This is a genomic window from Sulfurimonas sp. (genome assembly GCF_026988655.1).
GTDB lineage: Bacteria > Campylobacterota > Campylobacteria > Campylobacterales > Sulfurimonadaceae > Sulfurimonas.
On sequence record NZ_JALSKT010000065.1, the window covers coordinates 19,125 to 43,275 of the forward strand.

At 34.6% G+C, this 24,151-nt stretch carries 24 protein-coding genes; all 24 read left to right on the top strand.

What is annotated here, in order from left to right:
* Positions 1–88: 88 nt before the first annotated feature.
* The 24 genes from MV052_RS06915 (at position 89) to plsX (ending at position 24,150) form a co-directional block, all read left to right on the top strand.
* Positions 89–1,351: an arsenic transporter gene (locus MV052_RS06915; protein WP_297442313.1), complete on the top strand. Its 1,263-nt coding sequence runs from the start codon at positions 89–91 to the stop codon at positions 1,349–1,351.
* A gap of 64 nt (positions 1,352–1,415) precedes the next feature.
* Positions 1,416–2,687 carry a nucleotide sugar dehydrogenase gene (locus MV052_RS06920; protein WP_297442314.1) on the top strand — a complete coding sequence of 424 codons (1,272 nt, stop codon included), beginning with the start codon at positions 1,416–1,418 and terminating at the stop codon, positions 2,685–2,687.
* Positions 2,688–2,689: 2 nt separating this feature from the next.
* The gene (locus MV052_RS06925; RefSeq protein WP_297442316.1) at positions 2,690–3,652 is read left to right on the top strand and encodes a Gfo/Idh/MocA family oxidoreductase; all 963 of its coding nucleotides are present in this window, start codon (positions 2,690–2,692) and stop codon (positions 3,650–3,652) included.
* Between the two features lie 2 nt (positions 3,653–3,654).
* Positions 3,655–4,221 (top strand): acyltransferase, encoded by a 567-nt coding sequence (locus tag MV052_RS06930; RefSeq protein WP_297442318.1) that lies wholly within the window; start codon positions 3,655–3,657, stop codon positions 4,219–4,221.
* Positions 4,218–5,303 (top strand): DegT/DnrJ/EryC1/StrS family aminotransferase, encoded by a 1,086-nt coding sequence (locus MV052_RS06935; RefSeq protein ID WP_297442321.1) that lies wholly within the window; start codon positions 4,218–4,220, stop codon positions 5,301–5,303. Before MV052_RS06930 ends, MV052_RS06935 begins: the two co-directional genes overlap by 4 nt.
* Positions 5,300–6,100 (top strand): DNA ligase, encoded by an 801-nt coding sequence (locus tag MV052_RS06940; protein ID WP_297442323.1) that lies wholly within the window; start codon positions 5,300–5,302, stop codon positions 6,098–6,100. The genes MV052_RS06935 and MV052_RS06940 overlap by 4 nt, the downstream gene beginning before the upstream one ends.
* Positions 6,093–7,355, top strand: coding sequence for an oligosaccharide flippase family protein (locus MV052_RS06945; protein WP_297442325.1), 1,263 nt, complete (start codon positions 6,093–6,095; stop codon positions 7,353–7,355). Before MV052_RS06940 ends, MV052_RS06945 begins: the two co-directional genes overlap by 8 nt.
* Positions 7,318–8,706 (top strand): hypothetical protein, encoded by a 1,389-nt coding sequence (locus tag MV052_RS06950; protein WP_297442327.1) that lies wholly within the window; start codon positions 7,318–7,320, stop codon positions 8,704–8,706. The genes MV052_RS06945 and MV052_RS06950 overlap by 38 nt, the downstream gene beginning before the upstream one ends.
* Before the next feature lies 1 nt (position 8,707).
* A complete protein-coding gene (locus MV052_RS06955; RefSeq protein WP_297442329.1) occupies positions 8,708–9,703 on the top strand; it encodes a hypothetical protein in 996 nt (331 codons plus the stop codon).
* Positions 9,700–10,800, top strand: a complete 1,101-nt coding sequence (locus tag MV052_RS06960) for a glycosyltransferase (protein WP_297442331.1) — start codon at positions 9,700–9,702, stop codon at positions 10,798–10,800. Before MV052_RS06955 ends, MV052_RS06960 begins: the two co-directional genes overlap by 4 nt.
* A complete protein-coding gene (gene wecB, locus MV052_RS06965; RefSeq protein WP_297442333.1) occupies positions 10,797–11,861 on the top strand; it encodes a UDP-N-acetylglucosamine 2-epimerase (non-hydrolyzing) in 1,065 nt (354 codons plus the stop codon). The genes MV052_RS06960 and wecB overlap by 4 nt, the downstream gene beginning before the upstream one ends.
* A complete protein-coding gene (locus tag MV052_RS06970; RefSeq protein WP_297442335.1) occupies positions 11,851–13,056 on the top strand; it encodes a glycosyltransferase family 4 protein in 1,206 nt (401 codons plus the stop codon). Before wecB ends, MV052_RS06970 begins: the two co-directional genes overlap by 11 nt.
* Before the next feature lie 3 nt (positions 13,057–13,059).
* A complete protein-coding gene (locus MV052_RS06975; protein WP_297442337.1) occupies positions 13,060–15,159 on the top strand; it encodes an STT3 domain-containing protein in 2,100 nt (699 codons plus the stop codon).
* 2 nt (positions 15,160–15,161) lie between these two features.
* Entirely contained in the window at positions 15,162–16,289 is a 1,128-nt protein-coding gene (locus MV052_RS06980) for a DegT/DnrJ/EryC1/StrS family aminotransferase (RefSeq protein ID WP_297442339.1), read from the top strand.
* Positions 16,289–16,885, top strand: coding sequence for a sugar transferase (locus MV052_RS06985; RefSeq protein ID WP_297442342.1), 597 nt, complete (start codon positions 16,289–16,291; stop codon positions 16,883–16,885). The genes MV052_RS06980 and MV052_RS06985 overlap by 1 nt, the downstream gene beginning before the upstream one ends.
* 370 nt (positions 16,886–17,255) lie before the next feature.
* Positions 17,256–18,653 (top strand): nucleoside-diphosphate sugar epimerase/dehydratase, encoded by a 1,398-nt coding sequence (locus MV052_RS06990; protein ID WP_297442406.1) that lies wholly within the window; start codon positions 17,256–17,258, stop codon positions 18,651–18,653.
* Positions 18,654–18,698: 45 nt separating this feature from the next.
* The gene (locus MV052_RS06995) at positions 18,699–19,418 is read left to right on the top strand and encodes a DUF4395 domain-containing protein (protein ID WP_297442343.1); all 720 of its coding nucleotides are present in this window, start codon (positions 18,699–18,701) and stop codon (positions 19,416–19,418) included.
* Positions 19,419–19,530: 112 nt separating this feature from the next.
* Positions 19,531–20,424: a cation diffusion facilitator family transporter gene (locus MV052_RS07000; RefSeq protein WP_297442345.1), complete on the top strand. Its 894-nt coding sequence runs from the start codon at positions 19,531–19,533 to the stop codon at positions 20,422–20,424.
* A gap of 83 nt (positions 20,425–20,507) precedes the next feature.
* The gene (gene metK, locus MV052_RS07005) at positions 20,508–21,668 is read left to right on the top strand and encodes a methionine adenosyltransferase (RefSeq protein ID WP_297442347.1); all 1,161 of its coding nucleotides are present in this window, start codon (positions 20,508–20,510) and stop codon (positions 21,666–21,668) included.
* A gap of 110 nt (positions 21,669–21,778) precedes the next feature.
* Positions 21,779–22,063: a 4Fe-4S dicluster domain-containing protein gene (locus tag MV052_RS07010; protein ID WP_297442349.1), complete on the top strand. Its 285-nt coding sequence runs from the start codon at positions 21,779–21,781 to the stop codon at positions 22,061–22,063.
* Positions 22,064–22,200: 137 nt separating this feature from the next.
* Positions 22,201–22,614, top strand: a complete 414-nt coding sequence (gene ndk, locus MV052_RS07015; RefSeq protein WP_297442351.1) for a nucleoside-diphosphate kinase — start codon at positions 22,201–22,203, stop codon at positions 22,612–22,614.
* Positions 22,615–22,624: 10 nt separating this feature from the next.
* The gene (locus MV052_RS07020; protein WP_297442353.1) at positions 22,625–22,981 is read left to right on the top strand and encodes a hypothetical protein; all 357 of its coding nucleotides are present in this window, start codon (positions 22,625–22,627) and stop codon (positions 22,979–22,981) included.
* A gap of 17 nt (positions 22,982–22,998) precedes the next feature.
* Positions 22,999–23,148, top strand: coding sequence for a 50S ribosomal protein L32 (gene rpmF, locus MV052_RS07025; RefSeq protein ID WP_013326319.1), 150 nt, complete (start codon positions 22,999–23,001; stop codon positions 23,146–23,148).
* Positions 23,149–23,151: 3 nt separating this feature from the next.
* Positions 23,152–24,150 carry a phosphate acyltransferase PlsX gene (gene plsX / locus MV052_RS07030; protein ID WP_297442355.1) on the top strand — a complete coding sequence of 333 codons (999 nt, stop codon included), beginning with the start codon at positions 23,152–23,154 and terminating at the stop codon, positions 24,148–24,150.
* Position 24,151: the final 1 nt, after the last annotated feature.

Below are 24,151 nucleotides of genomic sequence, written 5' to 3' on the forward strand. Positions count from 1 at the left end.
GCAGAAAAAATATAAATATCAAGATATATTGATTTATTGATTGTATTTAGTTATAGTTTCGTTATTAGTATATGAAAGAGGTGTATGTATGATATTAGCATTTGGTCTGTTTTTAGTGACATTGGTATTTATTATCTGGCAGCCTAGGGGTTTGCAGATAGGAACAACGGCAGTTGTTGGGGCTGTGATGGCACTTGTTATAGGGGTAGTAGATTTTAATGATGTGCTCACTGTTATTGACATTGTTTGGGATGCGACCTTGGCGTTTATCGGGATTATCATCCTCTCTATGGTGCTTGATGAGATAGGGTTTTTTGAGTGGGCTGCCATCAAAATGGCAAAGCTTAGTGGTGGAAGTGGAAATAAGATGTTTGTTTATATCTTGCTTCTTGGTGCTCTAGTCGCAGCTTTTTTTGCCAATGATGGAGCAGCTTTAATCCTTACTCCAATTTTATTAGCAAAGATGAAATACCTAAAAATGAAACCTTTAGCTATCTTTGCTTTTTTAATGGCGGGAGGTTTCATCGGGGATGCTGCTTCAAATCCACTTGTGATCTCAAATCTGACAAACATTGTAACTGTTGGTTATTTTGATATAGGTTTTGTAGAGTATGCAAAACATATGTTTTTACCAAATCTTTTGAGTATTTTTGCCTCTATTGTAGTTTTATGGATCTATTTTCGTAAAGATATTCCTCTTAAAGTAGATGTAAGCCAACTCCCAGAAGCAGCATCCGTCATTAAAAATCAAACAATGTTTAAAATTTCTTGGTTTTTTTTAGCACTTTTAATGCTTGGGTACTTTGTAGGAGATAGATTTCATCTTCCAGTTTCTGTTTTTGCTTTGGGTGGTGCTTTAGTATTTTTAGCTATTGCAAATCATTATAAGGCTGTTAAACCTCTTATAACGATAAAAGCTGCACCATGGCAGGTGGTGTGGTTTAGTATAGGTTTGTATGTTGTTGTGTATGGTCTAAAAAATGCAGGGCTAACAGATAGTGTGGCTTCTTGGATAGAACTTTTAAAAGCACAAGGAGATGTCGTGGCTATCATAGGTACGGGCTTTCTCTCAGCATTTATTAGCTCAGTGATGAATAATATGCCAACGATTATGATTATGGACATAGCCATAGATAAAGTTGGCTATGTTGGGAATGAAGCACTCGTTTATGCAAATATATTAGGCTCAAATCTAGGTCCTAAGATGACACCTATCGGTTCGCTCGCAACACTTCTTTGGCTCCATGTTCTTGCACAAAAAGGTGTAAAAATAGGCTGGGGAGAATATATGAGGGTAGGAGTAGTGGTCACTCCTCTTGTACTTTTTGTGGCTTTATTAGGTCTGCTTTAAAGGCTAAAAAAGCTCAAATTGAATATACTTGTATAATTATATAAATTTAAAATTATGAGTATGTATGAACAAAGATAAAATTGCAATAGTAGGTTTAGGTTATGTAGGTCTTCCTCTAGCACACGCTTTTAGTGAAAAGTATGAAGTTGTGGGTTATGACATTAACCAAGCTAGAGTGGATGAACTTGAAAATAGTTTTGACAGAACACAGGAACTTACTTCTGTGCAACTTCAAGAAGCAAAAAAGAATGGCATCAAGTTTACGACAGCATTTGAGGAGATGAAAAACTCAAATATTTATATCGTAACAGTGCCAACTCCCATAGATAAAAAAAACGAACCAGATTTAACTCCCATTTTAAAATCAACCCAAAGTGTCGCAAAAGTCCTAAAAAAAGGTGACATCGTCATCTATGAGTCTACAGTGTATCCTGGTGTGACAGAAGAGGTCTGCGTACCCATCTTAGAAGAGGGAAGTGGACTCAAATTTAATGAGACTTTCTTTTGTGGTTACTCTCCTGAGCGAATCAATCCGGGAGATAAAGAACATACTGTTACAAAAATCCTTAAAATCACTTCAGGCTCTACCCCTGAGATAGCTAAAAAAGTAGATGAACTTTATAAAAGTATCATTACAGCTGGAACCTACTTAGCAGCCAATATCAAAGTAGCAGAAGCGGCTAAAGTCATTGAAAACACTCAAAGAGATGTCAACATCGCATTGATGAATGAACTTGCTATGATCTTTGATACTATGGGTATAGATACAAACGCAGTGCTTGAAGCAGCAGCAACAAAGTGGAACTTTATAAAACTCTCCCCTGGACTTGTAGGTGGACACTGTATAGGCATCGATCCATACTATCTTGTGCATAAAGCACAAAGCCTTGGTTATACACCAAACCTTATCCTCGGTGCCCGTCATATCAATAATGGTATGAGTAAACTCATCGCTGATAAAGCTATCAAGTTTATGATAAAAGAGGATAAAAAACTTAAAGGGGCAAATGTCTTAGTGCTTGGTATCACCTTTAAAGAGAACTGCCCTGATATGCGTAACACAAAAGTTGTTGATATTATCAGTGAACTCAGAGAGTATGAGTGTAATGTAGATGTTTATGACTACTGGGTAGATGAGAGTGATAAAAAAACTAAAGATGTTCCTTTTATAGATGAACTGTCATATGGTTCAAACAAATATGACTCTATCATTGTAGCTGTAGGACATGATAAGTTTAAAACAATCACGCAAGAAGAGTTTACAAGCCTTTCAAATGGCAAGCCTATCATCATTGATGTTAAAGGCATAGTAGAAAATCCAACATGGAGACTGTAATAATGCAAAAGAAAAAATTCGCACTCATCGGAGCAGCAGGCTACATTGCTCCAAGACATATGAAAGCTATAAAAGAGACAGGAAATGATCTCGTAGCAGCTTATGATATCTATGATGGTATAGGCATTATGGATAGCAACTTCCCTCAGGCTGATTTCTTTACCGAACTAGAGAGATTTGAAGACTTTTTAACCTCGTATAAACGCAGTAACAAGCTGGACTACATTAGTATTGCAAGTCCAAACTATCTACATAAAAGCCATATCCGTTTGACACTAGAACAGGGTGCCGATGCCATTTGTGAAAAACCACTTGTGCTAAATCCTGCAGATATTGATGAGCTAAAAATTATAGAACAAGAGACAGGCAAACGTGTCTATAACATCTTGCAACTGCGTTTACATGACTCTATCATTGCGCTTAAAGAGAGAGTCACAAAAGAGTTGCAAGAAAACCCAGATAAAATCTATGACATAGATTTAACTTACCTTACAAGCCGTGGGAAATGGTACTTTGAGTCTTGGAAAGGTAAAGAAGATAAATCAGGTGGTATCGCATCAAACATTGGTGTACACTTCTATGATATGCTCTGCTGGATATTTGGCGATGTTGAAGAAAACATCGTTCATGTAAAAACAGCAGATACAAATGCAGGATACTTTAAACTCAAAAATGCAACTGTGAGATGGTTTCTCTCTGTAAACTATGACTATATCCCAGAAGAGATACGTGAGAGAGGTTTAAGAACATACCGCTCTATCACAGTGGATGGTGATGAGATAGAGTTTAGTGGTGGATTTACAGACTTGCATACTAAAAGTTACGAGCATATCTTAAATGGTGGAGGATTTGGACTTGATGAGGCCTATGGTTCTATCCGAACGGTTTCAACTATTCGTCATCTTCCAGCTATTAGCTTAGAAGGTGATTTTCACCCTTTTTGTAAAAAAGTTTTAGCACAATAGCCATGAAATTCTTTGCACATGAATCAGCCTATCTAGATGAGAATGTAACTATAGGAGATGGCACTAAGATATGGCACTTCTCCCATATACTCAGTCAAACAACCATAGGCAAAAATTGCTCTTTTGGACAAAACTGTGTCGTTGGTCCAAAAGTAAAAGTGGGCAATGGTGTCAAAGTGCAAAACAACATATCCATCTATGAAGGTGTAGAGGTCGAAGATGATGTTTTTTTAGGACCCTCTATGGTCTTTACCAATGTCATTAATCCAAGAGCTTTCATACAAAGAAAAGATGAGTTTAAAAAGACACTACTCAAAAAAGGCTGCTCTATAGGTGCAAACGCAACAGTAGTCTGTGGTGTCACCATAGGTGAGTATGCACTCATTGGCAGTGGTGCGGTGATAAATAAAGATGTAAAACCCTATGCGCTTATGGTGGGTGTTCCTGCGAAGCAAATAGGCTGGGTAGGCATCAGTGGCAATACACTCAAGTTTAGTGACAATAAAGCTGAAGATGAGTTTGCTTTTTATGAGATAGTAGATGATACTCTAAAGGTTACAGATAAATGAAAATAGATTTCGCAAATTTACAATACCAGTACAAACTCTATAAAGAAGAGATAGACAAAGCAATGCAAGATGTGCTTGATAGAGCAAACTACATCATGGGTGATGCAGTCAAAGAGTTAGAAGAGAACTTACAATCTTTTACAGGTGCAAAGCATGCCATAACATGTGGTAGTGGAACAGATGCCCTTATCTTAGCTATGATGGCACTTGATATTAAACCAGGTGATGAGATAATAACTACGCCTTTTACTTTTATAGCTACGGCTGAGACGATTGCTTTTTTAGGTGCTGTGCCGGTATTTGTAGATATAGATGAAAAGACATACAACATCGATCCAAACCAAATAGAAGCAAAAATCACTGCAAAAACAAAGGCCATTATCCCTGTAAGTTTGTATGGACAACCAGCAGATATGGATGCCATTGGGGCAATTGCAAACAAACACAGTCTCAAAGTCATCATTGATGGTGCACAATCTTTTGGCAGTACCTATAAAGGAAAAACTGACTCAAACCTAGGTGATATCTCAACAACAAGCTTTTTCCCCGCAAAACCACTTGGATGCTTTGGAGATGGCGGAGCAGTCTTTACCGATGATGACGCATTGGCCCAAAAGATGAAAATGCTCAGAGTCCATGGACAAAACAAACGCTACCACCATAAATACATCGGTATGGGTGGAAGAATGGATACACTTCAATGTGCAGTAGTCAATGTTAAACTCAAACACTACAAAAACGATCTCGCCCTTCGTCAAGAAGTAGCAGCCAAATATACAACAGCTTTACAAAACAAAGAACTTGTTCTCCCCTTTGTAGATCTAAACGCAACATCAGCATGGGCACAGTACTCAGTGAGAGTTCAAAACAGAGATGCACTCCAAGCCAAACTCAAAGAGCAAGGCATTCCAACCGCAGTGCATTATCCTATGCCACTGCATTTGCAAGAGTGTTTTAGTTACTTAGGGTATAAAGAGGGTGACTTTCCTATAGCTGAGAGAGTGAGTAAAGAGATTATGTCTTTGCCTATGAATCCTTATGTTAGTGATGATGAGATTGAGTACATTTGTGAGCGTTTATGATTAAAATTTTTCTCTTTTTTCTCCTACCATTCATACTTTTAGCAGATAAACCAAATCTCCTGCTTTTAAAGACCTATAAAGACCAAAACATTAGCGGATGGGTGATGAGTGAAAAGCTTGATGGAATTCGGGCGTATTGGGATGGGAAGTATCTCCTCAGTAGAGGGGGAAAAATCATTCATGCTCCTGCGTACTTTACCAAAGAGTTTCCACCCTTTGCCATAGATGGTGAGCTTTGGAGTAAACGCAGTGATTTTAGTCATATCTCCTCAATTGTCCGAGATAGAGTTCCCTCAAGAGAGTGGAGTCAAATAAGCTACAATATATTTGAAGTTCCAAACGCAGTAGGAGGACTTTTTGAAAGATTAGAAAAAGTGCAACCTTATAAGAGTAATATTCTTAAAATCATTCCACAAATAGCTGTGAAATCCAAAGAAAATATGCGAAAATTTTTAAAAAGTGTTGAAGCAAAAGGTGGAGAAGGTCTTGTTGTTCGCGATCCAAACGCAGTATATATCGCCAAAAGAACAAGTAAAGCACTGAAAGTAAAATCTTTTTTAGATGCAGAGTGTAGAGTTATCGGCTACACAAAAGGCAAAGGAAAATATAGCGGTAAACTTGGTGCGCTGAAGTGCCAACTTAATAATGGGGAAATCTTTAAAATCGGTTCTGGCTTTAGTGATGTCCAAAGAGAAAACCCTCCTGCCATTGGAAGTAGAGTTACTTTCAAATATAAAGAACTGACAAAAAATGGCAAGCCTCGATTTCCAGTTTATATGAGACTCTTTCATGAGTAAAAAATTACTAAAAAATTCATTTATATTTATTTTAGGTGATATCTTAAATCGTTCTGTTCCTTTTTTTATGTTGCCTATACTTACTCGTTATTTAACTCCAGATGATTATGGAATTATTTCCATATTTAGTGTTAGTGTTGGTATATTGTCTGTATTTATAGGTTTGAGTGTCGAAGGTGCCATTAATGTTAATTTTTTTCAATTAACAAAAGAGAAACTCAAAGAGTATATTGGCAATACTATCATTATTTTAAATATTTCAACCATTTTAGTTTTGTTGATAGTTCTACTCTTTTTTCCCTATATTTTACAACACTTAAAACTAGAAAAAGAGTGGCTAATTGTCGCAGTTTTTCTTGCTTTTTCTCAATTTTTTACCACGATAAATATGCTTTTGTGGACAGCAGAACAAAATCCAAAGGCTTATAGTTTTTATAAAATAGTGCAAACTTTAATAACAACAATTTTATCTATTTTATTGGTTGTTGGCTTAGGACTTGGCTGGGAAGGGCAACTCTTAGCAACGAGTATAGCAAGTGTATTGTTTTCTATGATAAGTTTTATATTTATCCTTAAAAGAGGGTATTTAATCTTTAAATTCAATAAAAACTATCTTGAAGATGCCCTGAAATTTGGCGTTCCTCTTGTTCCTCATGCTCTGTCTGGCTGGATTAAAACAGGTGCAGATAGAGTAGTGCTTATGAGCCTTTTAGGAGCAACTGCAACGGGTATCTACTCTGTTGGGTATCAGCTTGGTATGGTGATTAGTATCATAGTTACTGCGTTTAACAAGGCATGGAGTCCCTATCTGTTTAAAATTCTTGCTAATAATCCGAGTCAAAAACAAAAAAAACAACTTGTTTTTTATTCGTATATTTATTTTATAGCTATCTTTTTTTTAGCTATTGTTGTAAGTTATATTTTAGAACTTATCATTCCCTATTTTTTAGGTGAAAGGTTTATACAATCTTCTAAATACATTCTTTATTTTTCTTTAGCCTTTGCTTTTGGCGGGATGTATTTTATGGTGACAAATTATATATTTTTTGTAAAAAAAACACATATCTTAGCGATGATAACATTTGCTACGGCAATTATTCACATAGCTCTTTTGTATATCCTTATTAGTTTACACGGTGCAATTGGGGCGGCAGAAGCTACTTTGTTGTCATATATCATCACATTTATAGTCACTTGGTGGCTGAGTAACAAAGTCTATGCAATGCCATGGAAGTTTTGGAAAAGCGATGTTTAATACTTTTAAAAACATTGAATCGACATATGATGTTGAAAATATCTCTTATAAAGGTGAGCAGGTTTGGGCATATCTGAGAAATCACTATTTTGCAGAAACTATTAAGTCTATAACAACAACGTATAATGATAAAAATAAAAGTATTTTCTTTAGAAAGGGATTAGGTATAGTGCAAAAATCTTTGTATGGTTTTGGGCATTGGTTTAGATCTTATGAGTATTTGGTATTTAGTAGCAGTAACAATAGGCAATACATTGATGGGAATTATAGAGAAAAAAGTTTTGAAAAGATGATGGAAATAGTGGGTCAGGATAAATTTTTACTTATTGAAGAGGCATCGACTGCGTATTATCCAAAAAAACTTGTGCCAACAAAACACATTGTTTCAAGAAACTTACTTTCTCTCTTTTCAAGCCTATTAACAAGAACAGTTACTCCTTTTTATAAGCAAGATATCTCAATTAAATTGCTTGATGCAATGAATGATAATGAGAACTGCAAAGTTGATTATCAAAGTATTATAATACGTTTTATCATTGTGAAAAATTTTATGAAGTTTTTTTTAAAAATTTATAAACCCAAAGTTATTTTTGTAAGCTGTTATTATGGAAAACAAGAGATTATAAAAGCGGCACATGAGCTCAATATAAAAGTAGTTGAAGCACAGCATGGGATGATAGGCTCAAAGCATTTTGCATATAACTTAAATAAAAAGTTACAAAGCGCTTATTTTCCAGATGTATTGTTAAGCTATGGAACGTACGAGAAGTGTATTATAGAGCAAAATAAAAATAATCCTTTTACTCAGATATATGCTCTTGGCAGTGATGCGCTTGAGCAAATATTACAAGAGAGTATTCCTAAAGATTTACAAGGTTTAGTTAGTAAATATAGATACTCTTTATCAGTTTCTACACAATACACAGTAGAAGAGGAAGTTGCTTTATTCGTTAAATCACTTGCTTTAAAACACAAAGACGTATGTTTTATGTTTTCATTAAGGCATTTTGAAAAGGTTTATTATGAAAAACTTGATTTGCCAAAAAACATTTACCTCTTTAAAGGTGAATTTTCATGTTATGATATTTTAAGAGTTAGCAACGCACATCTTAGTGCTTATTCAACATGCGCGCTTGAAGCATTGTTTTTTGATAAAAAATCGATATTGTACAACATCCATAATCTGGCAACACAAATAATGGGGGAGATAACAAATGAAAATCTTTATATTATAGAAAATGAAAATGATTTTACAAAGATATATGACAAGTCTTTAAAAGAGAAACAAAACGAGTTGTATAAAAAAAATTATGAAAAAAATATCAAAAAATTTATAGAAAAAGAATTGTAAAATGACGAAAAAAATATTAATACTAATTCCTAAAAATATAAAAAAGGGTCAACCATCTTTTGAAAGGATTCATGCATATATAGAATTTTATACATCGCATAATATTGAAGTAATACAATGGAGTTTACCCAATACCTTTAGTGAAAAAATAAAATTAATAATTTTAATATATAAACATCAAATAAAAAATATTTTTATTAGTATGCCTCCATTTAGAAACTGGTTTTTGTTTTTATTGTTTAATGTGCACATTATTATAGATATCAGAGACGGTTGGTCAATTGCAATGAAAACTGGGTATGGAGGAACTGCAAAAAAGAATATTATCAAAGCTTCTCTTGCTTCTTATTATGAAAGACTTGCAATAAAAAGAGCATCATTAGCAATAACATGTACAGGTGGATTACAAAGCTATCTAGAAGACCTTACAAAAAAGAAAATTCTATTAATTACAAATGGATATAGTAAACATGATTTAGAACTTGTAAATAAAATATATACTCAGGGAATTACTAAAAATAATGCATTAGACTCTATTGTTGTCTGTGCAGGACAATTTTCTGAATATGGACAAGATAAGGTGAAAAAAATCTTAAAAAATCTTAATCGGAAGACAAAGCCTACTCTTTTGAAATTAATTGGTTCCAATATAGGAAAAAATAAATGGATTCAAGACTGGATAATAAAGAACAGTTTAAATAATATAAAAATAGAATTTTTGCCAAGGATGAATCGTAAGGAAATGTACGAAGAGATTCTATTAGCTGATTATGGTATTGCAGTAATAAGGGATCCAAATTATGATTTTGGCACAAAAGTATTTGACTATATCTTATGTAGGATTCCTATATTGGATTATTTTGAAAGTAAAAATAATTTTGTAGATTTTTTTCAAGATCAGTTGACATCAAGTAATAATAAATCTTTTAATAGATCCTTTTTACGTAATGAATTAATTGAAAAACAAAAGAAGTTATTATTAGGTGTGTTAAAATGAAATTAATTCTCTTAGGTGACCCAAATTCTGTACATATTATAAAATGGGCTAAACTGCTTTCTGAAAATAAAATTGATATTTTGATTTTTGGATTAAACCCTTGTATAGTAGATGATTATCAACATATTTCAAATATTGAAATTTTTACTTTAAATGAAAATACAACTCTGCATGAAGGGGCTCTGGGTAAATTAAAATACATTAAAGCGGTGCCTGAGCTTAAAAAGATTGTAAAACAATTTAAGCCTGATATTTTACATGCACATTATGCAACGAGTTATGGTTTGCTTGGAGCATTAAGTAGGTTTCATCCATTTGTTTTGTCTGTTTGGGGGTCAGATGTCTTTAGTTTTCCAAATAAATCTTTTTTGCATCGATTGATTTTAAAATATAATTTAAAACAAGCAGATAAAATTCTATCTACTTCACATATAATGGCGAAAGAAACAAATTTATATACAGATAAAGAGATAGAAATTACTCCATTTGGAATTGATATGGAGCAGTTTAAGCCAATGTATACTAAAGAAAACTTATTTAGAAAAAATGACATTATAATAGGGACAGTAAAAGCATTAGAAGAAGAATATGGGATAGAATATCTCATAAAAGCATTTAAGATAGTGAGTGACAAGCATAAAGAACTACCCTTAAAACTTTTAATAGTTGGAGGAGGCAGCTTAGAAAATAATTTAAAAGGATTAGTGAAAAAGTTAGAATTGGAGAATGATACTCTTTTTGTAGGAAAAGTACATTTTTCGGAAGTTCCTAAATATCAAAATATGTTATCAGTATCAGTGTCAGTATCAGATAGCGAAAGTTTTGGAGTGGCAATTATAGAGGCATCTGCATGTGCTAAACCTGTTGTCGTTTCTAATGTTGGAGGCTTGCCTGAAGTTGTTAAAGATGGAGTTACAGGCATTATAGTTCTTTCAAGAGATGAATTTTCTACAGCCGATGCAATTGAGAAGTTAATATTAGATAAAGAGTTGAGAGATAAAATGGGTGAAAATGGAAGGGAAAGAATTAAAAAATTTTACAATTTGAATGATAATGTAGACCAAATGATAAATATTTATGAAGGTATATTGAAATGAAAATACTAACAATACTAGGCGCAAGACCACAGTTTATCAAAGCAGGTACAGTCAGTCGCGAAATTGCAAAACATAAAGAGATACAAGAAGTCATCGTTCATACAGGACAACATTATGATGCAAATATGAGTGATATATTTTTTGATGAGATGCAGATACCAAAACCAGACTATTTTTTAGGAATTGGCGGTAAAACACATGGTGCTATGACCGGACAGATGATAGAGAAGATTGAAGAGGTCTGTTTGAAAGAAAATCCTGATTGGGTTATGGTCTATGGCGATACCAACTCAACACTTGCAGGGGCAATAGTAGCGAGTAAACTACACATAAAACTAGCACATATAGAAGCAGGTCTGAGAAGTTTTAATATGAAGATGCCAGAAGAGGTGAACAGAATACTGACAGATAGAGTCAGTCAGATACTTTTTTGTCCTACTGATACTGCTGTACAAAATCTTAAAAATGAAGGCTTTACTGCGTTTGATATTAAGATAATACAATCAGGTGACGTAATGCAAGATGGGGCAATGTTTTATAAGTCTTTAGCCATTAAACCACAGTGTAAACTCTCTGAGGATTATCTGCTATGTACTATTCATAGAGCTGAAAATACAGATGATGAACAAAGAATACAATCTATTTTCAAAGCTCTCAATAGAATTGCAAAAGAGAAACAAATTATTTTGCCACTACACCCAAGAACAAAAAAGATCCTTGATAACTTAGCAATAGATACAAAAAATTTAACTATTATAGACCCCGTTGGTTACCTTGAAATGGTTTGGCTCATCGATCACTGCTCTTTGGTTATGACAGATAGTGGAGGACTCCAAAAAGAGGCTTACTTTTTTGAAAAACAGTGTATCACTCTGCGTGATGAAACCGAATGGATAGAGCTTGTAGAAAATGGTTTCAATATTTTAGTAGGTGCAGAGTATGAGAAGATACTTACTGCGTTTAAAAACAGAAGTGCCTTTGAAGCCAAAACCTTAGATCTTTATGGTGGTGGTAAGGCTAGTCAAAATATTATACAAGAATTATTAGCCTATGAAGCCTAAAAATATTTGGATTATAAATGAGTACGCTGGAACGCCGTATCATGGGATGGAGTTTCGTCATTATTATCTTGGCAAAGAGCTTGTCAAGCTTGGCAATAGCGTCACAGTTGTCTCTTCATCATATTCGCATCTTTTTAAAAATCTTCCAAAGCAAAAAAAAGAGAATATTGATGGGGTAGATTATCTTTGGCTTCCTACTTTAAACTATGGAACTTCGCATGATAAACGTAGAGTCTTAAAATGGTTTATTTTTATGTTTAAAGTCTTTTTTTTACCTTTGAGTTTGAGACGACCTGATGTTATCATCGTCTCTCCTATGGCACCCTTTCCAATTTTTCCTGCTTGGATTTTGTCAAAAATATATAAGGCAAAACTTATCTATGAAGTCAAAGATATTTGGCCTTTGAGTTTAGTAGAACTTGGCGGTTTTAAGCCAAGCCACCCATTTATAAAATTGATGGCTTGGTTTGAGCGTTTTGCGCTTTTAAAGTCTAATGTTATTGTCTCAAATTTGCAAAATTATGGTGAACATATGCAAAAAGATTTGGGTATTGATAGAGATTTTGAGTGGATAAGTAACGGGGTTGATTTGGATGAACTCTCTCAAATAGAGCCCTTAGATGAAAACATAAAACAAGTGATGCCAAAAGATAAATTTATTGTAGGGTATACGGGAACTGTTGGGGTTGCTAATGCATTAGAAAGCTTTTGTGAAGCCGCAAAACTACTAGAACAAAACAAAGAGATACTTTTTGTGATAGTAGGAGATGGACAAGAAAAACAAAATCTAATGAAACGATATCTAAACGCAGTAAATATACTTTTTATAGATTCCATTCCTAAAAAACAGGTGCAGAGTATGCTTGGCTTATTTGATGCTTGTTATATCGGGCTTCAAAAAGAGAACCTTTTTAAGTATGGTGTTTCACCAAATAAGCTGTATGACTATATGTATAGCGCTAAACCCGTTGTGTATGCTATAGACTCGGGAGAGAACAACATCGTAAAGACAGCAAAATGTGGGGTGAGTGTCGAAGCTCAAGATGCGGCTTCCATAGCTGATGGAATAAAGAAAATTTATGCAATGAAAACGCAAGAGAGAGAACAAATTGGTGAAAATGCCAAGCAATATATCTTGCAGTATTTTACTTATGATAAACTTGCACAAAAATATCAAAACCTAATGGAGAAATAAATTATGATACATGTTTTTAAGAAATTTGATGTCTATTTTTATATGATTTTTGCCTACTTTTTTAGTTTGGCATGCAGATATATCTGGGTATATCAGTTTGGAGGATATGATCCTTTTTACTGGGATGGACAGTTGATGATAAATACCAATGACGGGTATTTCTTTGCTACGGTTGTAAAGGATATGCTCACAGGTTCAAACCCTGACAATCAACTCCTACAAACTGCCATAGATACCTATCCGGGAACGGTGTATAGTGTTTATTATCTAGCGAAATTTCTACCTTTTTCTCTTGATACGATTATACTGTATATCCCTGCCTTTGTGTCGAGTCTGATTGTGATTCCTATCATATTGATCATGCGTTTGTGTAAACTTGAGTTTGTTGGTTTTTTGGCGGCTCTTTTAGCTTCTATCACTTGGAGTTTTTACAACCGTACGATGGTAGGTTACTTTGATACGGATATGTATGCTTTAGTATTTCCGGTATTTATTCTTTATTATATTATGAAATTTGTTCAAGATGATAAACTTGTAACGATACTCACAGCTTCTCTTATTACCTCTTTTTATGTTGTCTTTTATCCTCAAGGATATGCGGCTATTACAGCACTTTTTGTTGCATATACTTTATATGGTATTGCATTTATAAAAGATAAAAAGCAGTTTTATCTCTCTTTGGTTTTTATGAGTATTGCACTTGTTAAAATCATACTTGTAGTAAAACTTGCAGTACTTATCGCTTTTTATTTTTTGAGTAAACAGGCTTTTGTTCTTAAAGATAAAAACCCTTTGTATATTGCTATTGCCTCCATTGCTATATTTATTTTAACAGGTGATGGTTACGCGTTGATACTTTCAAAAATAAGCTGGTACACTAAAACGGGTGTTGAGGGTGGCGTGCTTCACTTTTACGATGTTGCACAAACTATTCGCGAAGCTGGCAAGATCCCATTTGAAACCTTTGCAAACAGGATTTCTGGTTCAGTATTTACCTTTGTGCTTGCACTTGGTGGGTATGGACTGCTTGTGTTTAAGAAAAAAGAATTTTTACTTTTTTTACCGCTTATTGCCATTGGTTTTTTTGCTTACATGGGCGGTCTAAGATTTACTGTGTATGCTATTCCTGCGATGGCTATCGGTGCAGTTTATTTGATTTATTTTATTGTTGATAAATTAATCGTAAAAGAGACAACAAAATACTTTGCCATAGTTATGGCAACAGCAGCTCTGCTTTATCCAAATATTCAACATATACTTGCCTACAAAGTACCTACGGTTTTTAATAAAGAAGAAGTGAAGGTGCTAGATCAACTCAAAAAGATTGCGACTCCTAAAGATTATACACTGACATGGTGGGATTATGGCTATCCAATCTGGTACTATAGTGATACAAATACACTTATAGATGGTGGAAAACATCATCATGATAATTTTATAATTTCTAAAATTTTGACAACTGACTCACAAACACAGGCAGCTAATCTTGCACGTAAATCGGTTGAACTTTATGCAAAAAAACATCTTGCATATACGCCAGTAGCAAACTCTATCTTTGAGCATAATGCAACTGCGCTTGATGCTAATAGTGTTCTTGATGAGATGCAGTTGAGTGATTATCCATTACCGAAAAAAACACGAGATATTTATCTTTATCTTCCAAACAGAATGCTCAATATCTTTCCAACAGTGGCAGTATTTTCCAATCTTGATCTCAATAGTGGACAAAAGTACAGACAACAGCTCTTTTTTGTTTCAAAAAACTTTAGAGAGAGTGGCAATAAGATTTTACTAGGTAATGGAGTGAGTTTTCTTAAAAATACGGGAGAATTAGTACTAGGTTCTCAAAAAGTTAAGTTGCATCATTTTAGTGTTGTAGAGTATGATAAGCAAGGAAAAATTCAAAAACAAGATCAAGTTTTGGATTATAACTCCAATGTAAATCTTGTCTATATGCGAAACTATCATACTTTTCTTGTCTTAGATAATGCTATGTACAATTCTGTGTTTATTCAGCTTTTTGTTTTTGAAAACTATGATAAAAGTCTCTTTGAACCTGTGATTTTAAATCCACTTGTAAAAGTCTATAAACTAAAGAAGTAAAAATGCAAATACCATTTCATAAAACACATACAACAGATGAAGAGATAAACGCAGTAGTTGGCGCCATGAAGTCTGGTTGGCTCACTATGGGTCCTAAAACGCTAGAGTTTGAAAAGGCTTTTAAAGCGTTTATAGGCTCTAGTGAAGCGATCAGTGTAAATAGTGCAACAGCGGCACTGCATTTGGCACTCAAAGCAGTTGGTATCAAACGCAGTGATGAGGTTATCGTGCCTACAAATACTTTTGTAGCAACGGCAGAAGTCGTCACTTATTTTGACGCTGTGCCTGTGCTTTGCGATATTGAAGAAGATACGCATAATATAGATGTTAAAAAGATTGAAGCACTCATCACAGAAAAAACCAAAGCCATCATGCCCGTTCATTTTGGGGGACAAGCTTGTGATATGGATGAGATTTATGCTATTGCAAAAAAATATAATTTAAAAGTTATAGAAGATGCAGCCCATGCAATGCCGAGTAGTTATAAGGGTGTAAAGATTGGAAATCTCAAAGGAACTGATGTAACATGTTTTAGTTTTTATGCTACAAAAACACTCTCAACAGGTGAGGGTGGTATGGCTACAACAAACAATGAAATTTATGCAAAAAGTATGCGGATTAACAGACTCCACGGCATTAGTCGTGATGCTTGGGATAGATACACCACTAAAGGCGCTTGGTATTATGAGATAGTTGATAATGGCTGTAAATATAATACAACAGATATAAATTCTGCAATTGGCTTAGTACAGTTAAAAAAACAAGAGATACTTTGTAAAAAAAGAGCAAATATCGCACAAAAATATACTACTGCGTTTAAAAACAACAATAATATAACTCTTCCCTTTGTAAAAGAGGATAGAGAAACATCATGGCATTTGTATGTAATAAAAATCGACAATCGTGATAGTGTTATAGAGCAGTTAAAAGAAGCTGGTGTTGGATGTAGTGTGCATTTTATTCCTATACATAAACATCCTTACTACAAAGAGAGATATCACTATAAAAATGAAGATTATCCTGTGGCAAACGCAGTGTTTGAGCAATCGCTTTCACTTCCTATTTATCCTGATATGAGTGATGAAGAAGTTGCTTTTGTTATTGAAAAAGTACAAGAAATAGTTGGCTAATGTATAAAAAATACTTCAAAAGAGTTTTTGATGTTCTTGCATCATTTTTGGGCTTATTACTTTTATCTCCACTTTTACTTGTAATAGCTTTGTGGATAAAACTAAGCTCAAGGGGTCCGATTTTTTATATGCAAAAAAGAGTAGGCAAAGATTTTCAAGAGTTTAACATTTATAAGTTTCGCTCAATGGTCGAGGGTGCTGATAAAATTGGTCCAAGTGTTACAAGTGGGGATGATGTCCGCATTACAAAAGTTGGAAAATTTATACGAAAATCGAAGATAGATGAACTCCCGCAACTCTTCAATGTACTTAAAGGAGATATGTCACTCGTTGGACCTCGTCCTGAGGTTATGCAGTTTGTTGCACAAAAAAGAGATGAATATACTAAAGTTTTAGCTGTGAAACCCGGTATAACGGATAATGCAGCCATAGAGTTTAGAGATGAAGAGGAGATAATGAATCAGTATGAAGATAAAGAAAAAGCTTATCTTGATATTGTTCTTCCACAAAAGATAGAGTTGTATTATAATTATGTTGATACTATCTCTTTTATAAATGACATAAAATTAATTTTGAAAACTTTAAAGGTACTCTAAGTTGCATATATTTACCCCGACAAATTTAAAACGAACACTTTTTTTTATACTGACAGACTTATTTGCCATAGGATTAGCAGTCTATATCGCTTTTTTACTGCGTTTTGATTTTGAAATTCCTGCACAATACATTTCAGATATATACAAGAGCTTTGCACTTTTAGCTTTTATGCGTATTACACTTTTTTACCTAAGAGATATATACAAAGTTTCATGGAGATATTTTAGTTTTAAAGATCAGGTACAAATTACTTACATCTTACTTTTTTCAACGCTTCTTTTTACTGCCTTTGTCTATATCTTTCGTACAAACCTGTTTTTAGGATTTCCAAGATCAATTATCCCTATAGAGTTTTTACTCTCTTTTTTGATGATTTTATTTTCTCGTAGTAGCAAACGCTTTTTTCTAGAAGTCTATAAACAACAATCACTTGGAAGACCTACTCTTATCATCGCTTCTCCTCAATATGCTGAAGAGATTACAAGAAAGTTGATGAAATATTCTCATGAAAATTGGCCTGTTGCTATTTGGAATGATGCTGCTGCAGGACTAAAGATAAATGGTGTGAGCATAAAAACATACAGTGATATTCAAAAGTATCATAAAGGCTTGGAAAGTGTTGTAGTCTCTGATGAATTTAAAGTCAAAGATATCTACGAAGATGTAAAAGCTTTAGGGATTCATGATATCAAAGTTTTTAATCCCATTAGTAGTTACGACAAAGATATTTTACTCAATATCTCAGTAGAAGACCTTTTAGCTCGGCATCCAAAAGACCTTGATAAAAAGACAATTAAAACTTTTCTTACAAACAAAACAGTTTTAGTGACAGGTGCAGGTGGAAGTATAGGAAGTGAAATTTGCCGTCAGTGTGAAAAATATGGTGTGAAAAAACTCATCTTGCTTGATCATAGCGAATACAATCTTTATGCGATTGATCAAGAGATACAAGAGGTGCCTACGGTTACAGTGCTTGAGAGTATTAAAGACTTGAGCTTTATAGATACAACATTTGCAAAGCATAAACCAGATATAGTCATCCATGCAGCAGCGTATAAGCATGTCCCCCTTGTTGAAGCAAATATACAAGAGGCAATTGTAAATAATGTTGTGGGGACAAAAAATGTTATCGATATGGCTATCAAATATGGTGTAGAAAAATTTGTAATGATTTCTACGGATAAAGCTGTACGCCCGACAAATGTGATGGGAACTACAAAAAGGATTTGTGAACTTTATGCGCAAAATTCAAATGGTAAGGGTACTGACATTGTCGCTGTGCGTTTTGGAAATGTTTTAGGTTCAAGTGGCAGTGTGATACCGAAGTTTAAAGCACAAATTGAAGCAGGTGGCCCCATAACTGTAACTCATCCAGATATCACAAGATACTTTATGCTGATTCCTGAAGCCTGTGAACTTGTTTTGCAAGCTGGTGCTATTGGGAGTGGAGGAGAGATATTTATTCTTGATATGGGAGAGCCTGTAAAGATTGTAGATTTGGCACGTAAAATGATAGAACTCAGTGGACAAGAGGGCATTGAGATAAAGTTCACAGGGCTTCGTCCGGGTGAAAAACTCTATGAAGAACTACTTATAGATGATGCAGATGCTAGGACAGCGTATGAGTCCATCACGGTTGCAAAACCTACAGCTTATGATATAGAAAAACTCAATGCAGATATAAAAGAACTTGTACAAATAGAAGATAAAATAGCTAAATTACAAGATATAGTTCCTGAGTTTAATCATCAACAAAATGAAAGCTAAGTAAGATTTTGTTAAAGTGCTAAAAAATAAATAAAAAGGCTAGATATGAGAGATTTTTTTCAGTATGGTGAAAAAGTTCCGGGTTATGATGTTAGGGTTTTAAACGAAAGAGAGGCAAGAGCTGCTGCTGCTATACTTTTTGTTGGAGCTTTTTTAGGTCTTACAAATGGCGTTATGCTAGGAACAGCAGTCTTCTCAGAATATTTTGTGACATTTTTTGCCATTGATTTTACTATGAGAGTGCTACAACCACGGTATGCCCCTAGTTTAATGCTTGGGCGTTTTTTTGTAAGAGATCAAACACCTGAATATGTGGGCGCTGCACAAAAAAGATTTGCTTGGGCATTAGGGATGATTATTGCATGGCCTATGTTTTATTATCTTGTGATTGATTTTCAGCCAAATCCTATAAAAGTACTTGTTTGTCTTATCTGTATGGCACTGCTTTTTTTTGAGGCTGCATTTTCTATCTGTTTAGGTTGTAAAATTTTTAATCTTGTAAAAAAAGAAAAAGCGACACACTGCCCGGGTGGTGTGTGCGAGATGAAGATAAAAGAGCCTATCCAAACTTTTAACCCTGTGCAAAAGGTCATTTTGATTGTGACGGTGATTGTTATGGTGTATGGTGCATATGCGTATATGACAAAACTACCAGATAGAACAAATCTGACCAAGAAACTTAAAATCATGATGATGAGCGATGAAGAGTTACAGCGAATTGAAGATGAAAAAGCTGATCAAGAGTTTGAAATGGATGATTTTTAGTTTATGTGGGATATCCTGAGTTTTTTTATTGATGTTTGAAGCTATGATAGGGTATTTTGATATGCATGATTATCTCTATGAAATTTCTAAAAATATAAAATAAGGGGTCCTAGTGTCTGAACATCACCATCATCACGATGTAAGTGGAAAAAACCTTTTTCTAACGATAATTCTAAATATAATTATTACACTCTCTCAGATAATTGGGGGAATTTTTTCAGGTTCACTTGCACTACTCAGTGATGCGATGCATAATTTTAGTGATGTTTTGGCACTGCTTATTGCCTATGTCGCAAATAGACTTGCAGCAAAAGAGAGTACAAAAGAGCGAACATTTGGGTATAAAAGAGCAGAAGTTATTGCAGCGCTTTTTAATGCTTCTGTGCTTATCGGAATTGCTATTTTTTTAATCATAGAAGCCTCTCATAAATTTTATCATCCTGAAGCGATTAATTCTGTGTGGGTGATTGGACTTGGAATGTTAAGTATTGTGCTAAACGCAGCAAGTGTATTACTTATAAAAAATGATGCGCATTCAAATATGAATATAAAAGCAGCCTATCTTCATCTTTTGACAGATGTTATGACCTCTGTAGCTGTAGTTGGTGGTGGACTTTTGATGTATTATTTTGGACTTTTTTGGATAGATCCATTTATATCTGCGCTTATCGCACTCTATCTTATCTGGGCATCATTTGGACTTGTGATGGAGTCAAGTGCAATTTTAATGCAGTTTACACCTAAAGGCATTGACATTGATACTGTTGCTGCGTTTATAGAAGAGGATGTAAAGATAAAAAATGTGCATCACATGCATATATGGAAGCTCGATGACCATCGTATCCATCTTGAAGCACACCTTGATTTTAAACAAAACCTAACACTGAGTGAGTCAAACGCAGTGATAGAGACTTTTGAACATAAACTCCATGATACTTTTTCGATAGAACACACGACTTTTCAATGTGAATATAATCGAGACGATAACAAAAAACGCGTAGTATAGAAGCTTCAACAGATATTTAATATACTAAGCTATAATTCGCTTGATTTATGGAGCTTGACTCTGTACTTCAATAAGGAAAATCGATGACGAAAGAGTATATATTTACTTCAGAGTCTGTAACAGAAGGGCACCCTGATAAGATGGCAGATCAGATCAGTGACGCAATTCTGGATTATATTATTGAAAATGATAAAAATGCTAGAGTAGCGTGTGAAACTTTAGTATCTAATGGTTTTTGTGTAATTGCAGGCGAACTGAAAACTACGGCTTATGCCCCTATGCAAGAGATTGCAAGAAAAGTAATTCAAGAGATTGGATACACAGATGCACAGTATGGCTTTGACTATAGAGCTGCAGCAGTTCTCAATGGAATAGGTGAACAATCAGCTGACATCAACCAAGGTGTTGACCAAGCTAATGGTGAGATCGGTGCAGGTGATCAAGGCTTGATGTTTGGATACGCTTGTCGTGAAACAGATGTTTTGATGCCTTTACCTATTCATTTGGCACATCGTCTAACGCAAAGATTAGCATTTGTACGTAAAGAGGGCATTGTTCCTTATCTTCGTCCAGATGGTAAAGCGCAAATAAGTGTAAAATATGTAGGGGATAAACCAGTTTCTATTGATACGGTAGTTATCTCCACACAACACCATGATGGAATTTCTCAAGAACAAATCCATAAGGATATGATTGAAGAGGTTATCAAACATGTTATTCCAGCTGATATGATGAATGATAAGACTATCTTTCACATCAATCCAACTGGTAAATTTGTCATTGGTGGACCACAAGGTGATGCTGGTCTTACAGGTCGTAAAATAATCGTTGATACCTATGGTGGAAGTTGTCCTCACGGTGGTGGAGCATTTTCAGGGAAAGATCCAACCAAGGTTGATCGTTCAGCTGCTTATGCTGCTCGTTGGGTCGCAAAAAACCTTGTAGCAAGTGGTGCATGTGGTAGAGCGACTATTCAAGTGGCGTATGCTATTGGCGTTGTTCAGCCTGTTTCTATTATGGTTGATACACATGCAACCGCTGTTGTAAGTGAAGAAAAAATAGAAGCCTGCGTAAAAGAGATCTTTGACCTTTCTCCAGCAGGTATTATTAAGTCTTTAGATTTATTAAGACCAATATATAGAAAAACAGCTGCTTACGGTCATTTTGGGCGTGAAGAAGAGGGCTTTAACTGGGAAAGAACAGATAAGGTCGAGGAAATAAAGAGTTATTTAGACATTAAGTAAAAGTTGAAAATGTAACGATATGGTACACTTTTTTGTGTATTTTTGCACTTTTAGCTTTGTTTAAAAGTCTAAAGTGTATAGTTACTTTTATTAAAAATTAGGAGAAGAAAATGTCAGTATATATTAATGATACATGTATTAACTGTGGAGCTTGTATAGATGAGTGTCCAGTAGAGGCAATTGTTGACGAAGATGATAATCCAACAGGTGAAGAGATTTATTATGTTTACGCAGATAAATGTGTAGAGTGTGTTGGTCATCATGACGAACCAGCTTGTGCTACTGCATGTCCAACTGAGGGATGTATTGTATGGGATGAAGTAAAAGAAAGCCCAGAACATCGTGAAGATATTACTGAAGAGCAACGTTTAGCTCACGAACCAGTAGTAGAATAGTTTTTAGAGTATCTTTATGATACTCTAAAAAAGCCCCTTTCTTGCAAGACAAAATCAACAAATTTATTTTTTAAACTAAAAACAATCTTTTTTTCGGTATAATTCCACTCTAATTTTATATTTTCAGAGGAGATTTGATGGAACGTACACTATCAATAATAAAGCCAGATGCAGTAGCAAAAGGTGTTATAGGCAAAATTTTAGATCGTTTTGAAAGCAATGGTCTTAGAATTGCAGCAACAAAAAAGCTACAACTTTCTCGTGCAGATGCTGAGGCATTTTATGCTATTCATGCAGAGAGACCATTTTTCAATGACTTAGTTGATTTCATGATCAGTGGTCCAGTTGTTGTGACAGTTTTAGAAGGTGAAAATGCAATGCAAAAGAACCGTGATTTAATGGGTGCTACTAACCCTAAAGAAGCTGAAGCTGGTACTATCCGTGCAGACTTCGCTGAAAATATAGATGCAAACGCAGTTCATGGAAGTGATTCTGTAGAAAATGCAGCAAATGAGATTGCATTCTTTTTTGCTGAAAGAGAAATCGTATAAGTAATCTCCTATGAGGGTGGTGCTTAGAAAAGTAACAAAAACACCTTTAGACTTTGAAGTAAAGTCTAAGGAAATAGTTTTTAAAGGTTATTTGGAATATCATGGTGGAAAGTTGATTTTGCTTAAAGCAAATATTAATGGTTCTTTATCCACAAGCTGTGATATTTGTGCAGAAGAATTTAAACTAAATCTTGATGAAAATATTGAATTTCTTATCAGTGATGGTTTATACCAAGATGATAACAGCATTGCATTCGATGTTGTTGAGTCATTTGATGGTAATGTAGATATCGAAGAGTTATTAAACTCTGAGCTAGAACTTATCAAAAGTGATTATCACTCTTGTGATAATTGTAAACAAAATTAAATTAAGGAAGTATTACTATGGCAGTACCTAAGAGAAGAGTCTCACATTCACGTTCAGCGAAAAGAAGAACTCATTATAAAATTTCTTTAGCTCGTCCAGTTAAAGATAAAGACGGAACATACAGATTACCACACCATATTAACCCTACAACTGGTGAGTATAAATAATCAATGGTAAAGATTGCCATTGATGCAATGGGCGGGGACTTTGGTCCTGAGCCAATTGTAAAGGGATGTATTCAAGCATTAAAGAAAAAAAAATTCACACCTATACTTGTAGGTAAAAAATCAGAAATTTTACCTCTGTTACCAAAGAGTTATAGAGATAAGATTTTAATCATTGAAAGTGATGACGTTATCTCAATGCATGATCATGCCACTGATGCAGTTAAAAGACAAGAAAGCAGTATCTATAAAGCTGTAGAACTTGTTAGAAATGGTGAGGCTGATGGTGTTGTCTCAGCTGGCCATAGTGGCGCAACGATGACACTTGCTACACTCAGAATAGGTAGACTCAAAGGTGTGGCTCGTCCTGCACTTGTAACGCTTATGCCCACTAAGGTTGGTCGTCGTTCGGTACTACTTGATGTTGGTGCCAATGTGGATTCAAAACCTGAACACTTAGCTCAATTTGCTATTATGGGTGGGTGCTATGCAGAGGATGTGCTTGGCATTGAAGAACCTTCTATCGGACTTCTTGCAAATGGAGAAGAGGATTCTAAAGGAAATGAGCTAACTAAAGCAACATTTAAAATTCTTGAAGGCTACAAAGGCTTTAGAGGAAATGTTGAAGGTGGCGATATTTTCAATGGTAGTTGCGATGTTATAACATGTGATGGTTTTGTTGGCAACTTAGTTTTAAAAACAAGTGAAGGTGTTGCATCTACTATCTCTCAGCTTATTAAAGACTATATCAAAAAATCACCTATCCGAATAACTGGTGCCTTGTTAATGCGTAGAGTATTCAAGCTACTAAAAAAAGAGATTGATTATGCAGAAGTTGGCGGTGCTCCTCTTATAGGCATCAAAGGCTGTGCAATTGTTAGTCATGGAAAAAGTAATGCCAGAGCTATTGAAAATGCTATTTACCAAGCGATAAGCTATGTGGACACTGGCGTAAATGAACATATCATTACGAGACTCAAAGAGTTAAAAGAAAAGGAAATCTAAT

Bases quoted from the DNA above. Each gene is read 5' to 3' on its own strand.
- MV052_RS06915 (WP_297442313.1), top strand. From the start codon at position 89: ATGATATTAGCATTTGGTCTGTTTTTAGTGACATTGGTATTTATTATC.
- MV052_RS06920 (WP_297442314.1), top strand. From the start codon at position 1,416: ATGAACAAAGATAAAATTGCAATAGTAGGTTTAGGTTATGTAGGTCTT.
- MV052_RS06925 (WP_297442316.1), top strand. From the start codon at position 2,690: ATGCAAAAGAAAAAATTCGCACTCATCGGAGCAGCAGGCTACATTGCT.
- MV052_RS06930 (WP_297442318.1), top strand. From the start codon at position 3,655: ATGAAATTCTTTGCACATGAATCAGCCTATCTAGATGAGAATGTAACT.
- MV052_RS06935 (WP_297442321.1), top strand. From the start codon at position 4,218: ATGAAAATAGATTTCGCAAATTTACAATACCAGTACAAACTCTATAAA.
- MV052_RS06940 (WP_297442323.1), top strand. From the start codon at position 5,300: ATGATTAAAATTTTTCTCTTTTTTCTCCTACCATTCATACTTTTAGCA.
- MV052_RS06945 (WP_297442325.1), top strand. From the start codon at position 6,093: ATGAGTAAAAAATTACTAAAAAATTCATTTATATTTATTTTAGGTGAT.
- MV052_RS06950 (WP_297442327.1), top strand. From the start codon at position 7,318: ATGCAATGCCATGGAAGTTTTGGAAAAGCGATGTTTAATACTTTTAAA.
- MV052_RS06955 (WP_297442329.1), top strand. From the start codon at position 8,708: ATGACGAAAAAAATATTAATACTAATTCCTAAAAATATAAAAAAGGGT.
- MV052_RS06960 (WP_297442331.1), top strand. From the start codon at position 9,700: ATGAAATTAATTCTCTTAGGTGACCCAAATTCTGTACATATTATAAAA.
- wecB (WP_297442333.1), top strand. From the start codon at position 10,797: ATGAAAATACTAACAATACTAGGCGCAAGACCACAGTTTATCAAAGCA.
- MV052_RS06970 (WP_297442335.1), top strand. From the start codon at position 11,851: ATGAAGCCTAAAAATATTTGGATTATAAATGAGTACGCTGGAACGCCG.
- MV052_RS06975 (WP_297442337.1), top strand. From the start codon at position 13,060: ATGATACATGTTTTTAAGAAATTTGATGTCTATTTTTATATGATTTTT.
- MV052_RS06980 (WP_297442339.1), top strand. From the start codon at position 15,162: ATGCAAATACCATTTCATAAAACACATACAACAGATGAAGAGATAAAC.
- MV052_RS06985 (WP_297442342.1), top strand. From the start codon at position 16,289: ATGTATAAAAAATACTTCAAAAGAGTTTTTGATGTTCTTGCATCATTT.
- MV052_RS06990 (WP_297442406.1), top strand. From the start codon at position 17,256: ATGATTTTATTTTCTCGTAGTAGCAAACGCTTTTTTCTAGAAGTCTAT.
- MV052_RS06995 (WP_297442343.1), top strand. From the start codon at position 18,699: ATGAGAGATTTTTTTCAGTATGGTGAAAAAGTTCCGGGTTATGATGTT.
- metK (WP_297442347.1), top strand. From the start codon at position 20,508: ATGACGAAAGAGTATATATTTACTTCAGAGTCTGTAACAGAAGGGCAC.
- MV052_RS07010 (WP_297442349.1), top strand. From the start codon at position 21,779: ATGTCAGTATATATTAATGATACATGTATTAACTGTGGAGCTTGTATA.
- ndk (WP_297442351.1), top strand. From the start codon at position 22,201: ATGGAACGTACACTATCAATAATAAAGCCAGATGCAGTAGCAAAAGGT.
- MV052_RS07020 (WP_297442353.1), top strand. From the start codon at position 22,625: ATGAGGGTGGTGCTTAGAAAAGTAACAAAAACACCTTTAGACTTTGAA.
- rpmF (WP_013326319.1), top strand. From the start codon at position 22,999: ATGGCAGTACCTAAGAGAAGAGTCTCACATTCACGTTCAGCGAAAAGA.
- plsX (WP_297442355.1), top strand. From the start codon at position 23,152: ATGGTAAAGATTGCCATTGATGCAATGGGCGGGGACTTTGGTCCTGAG.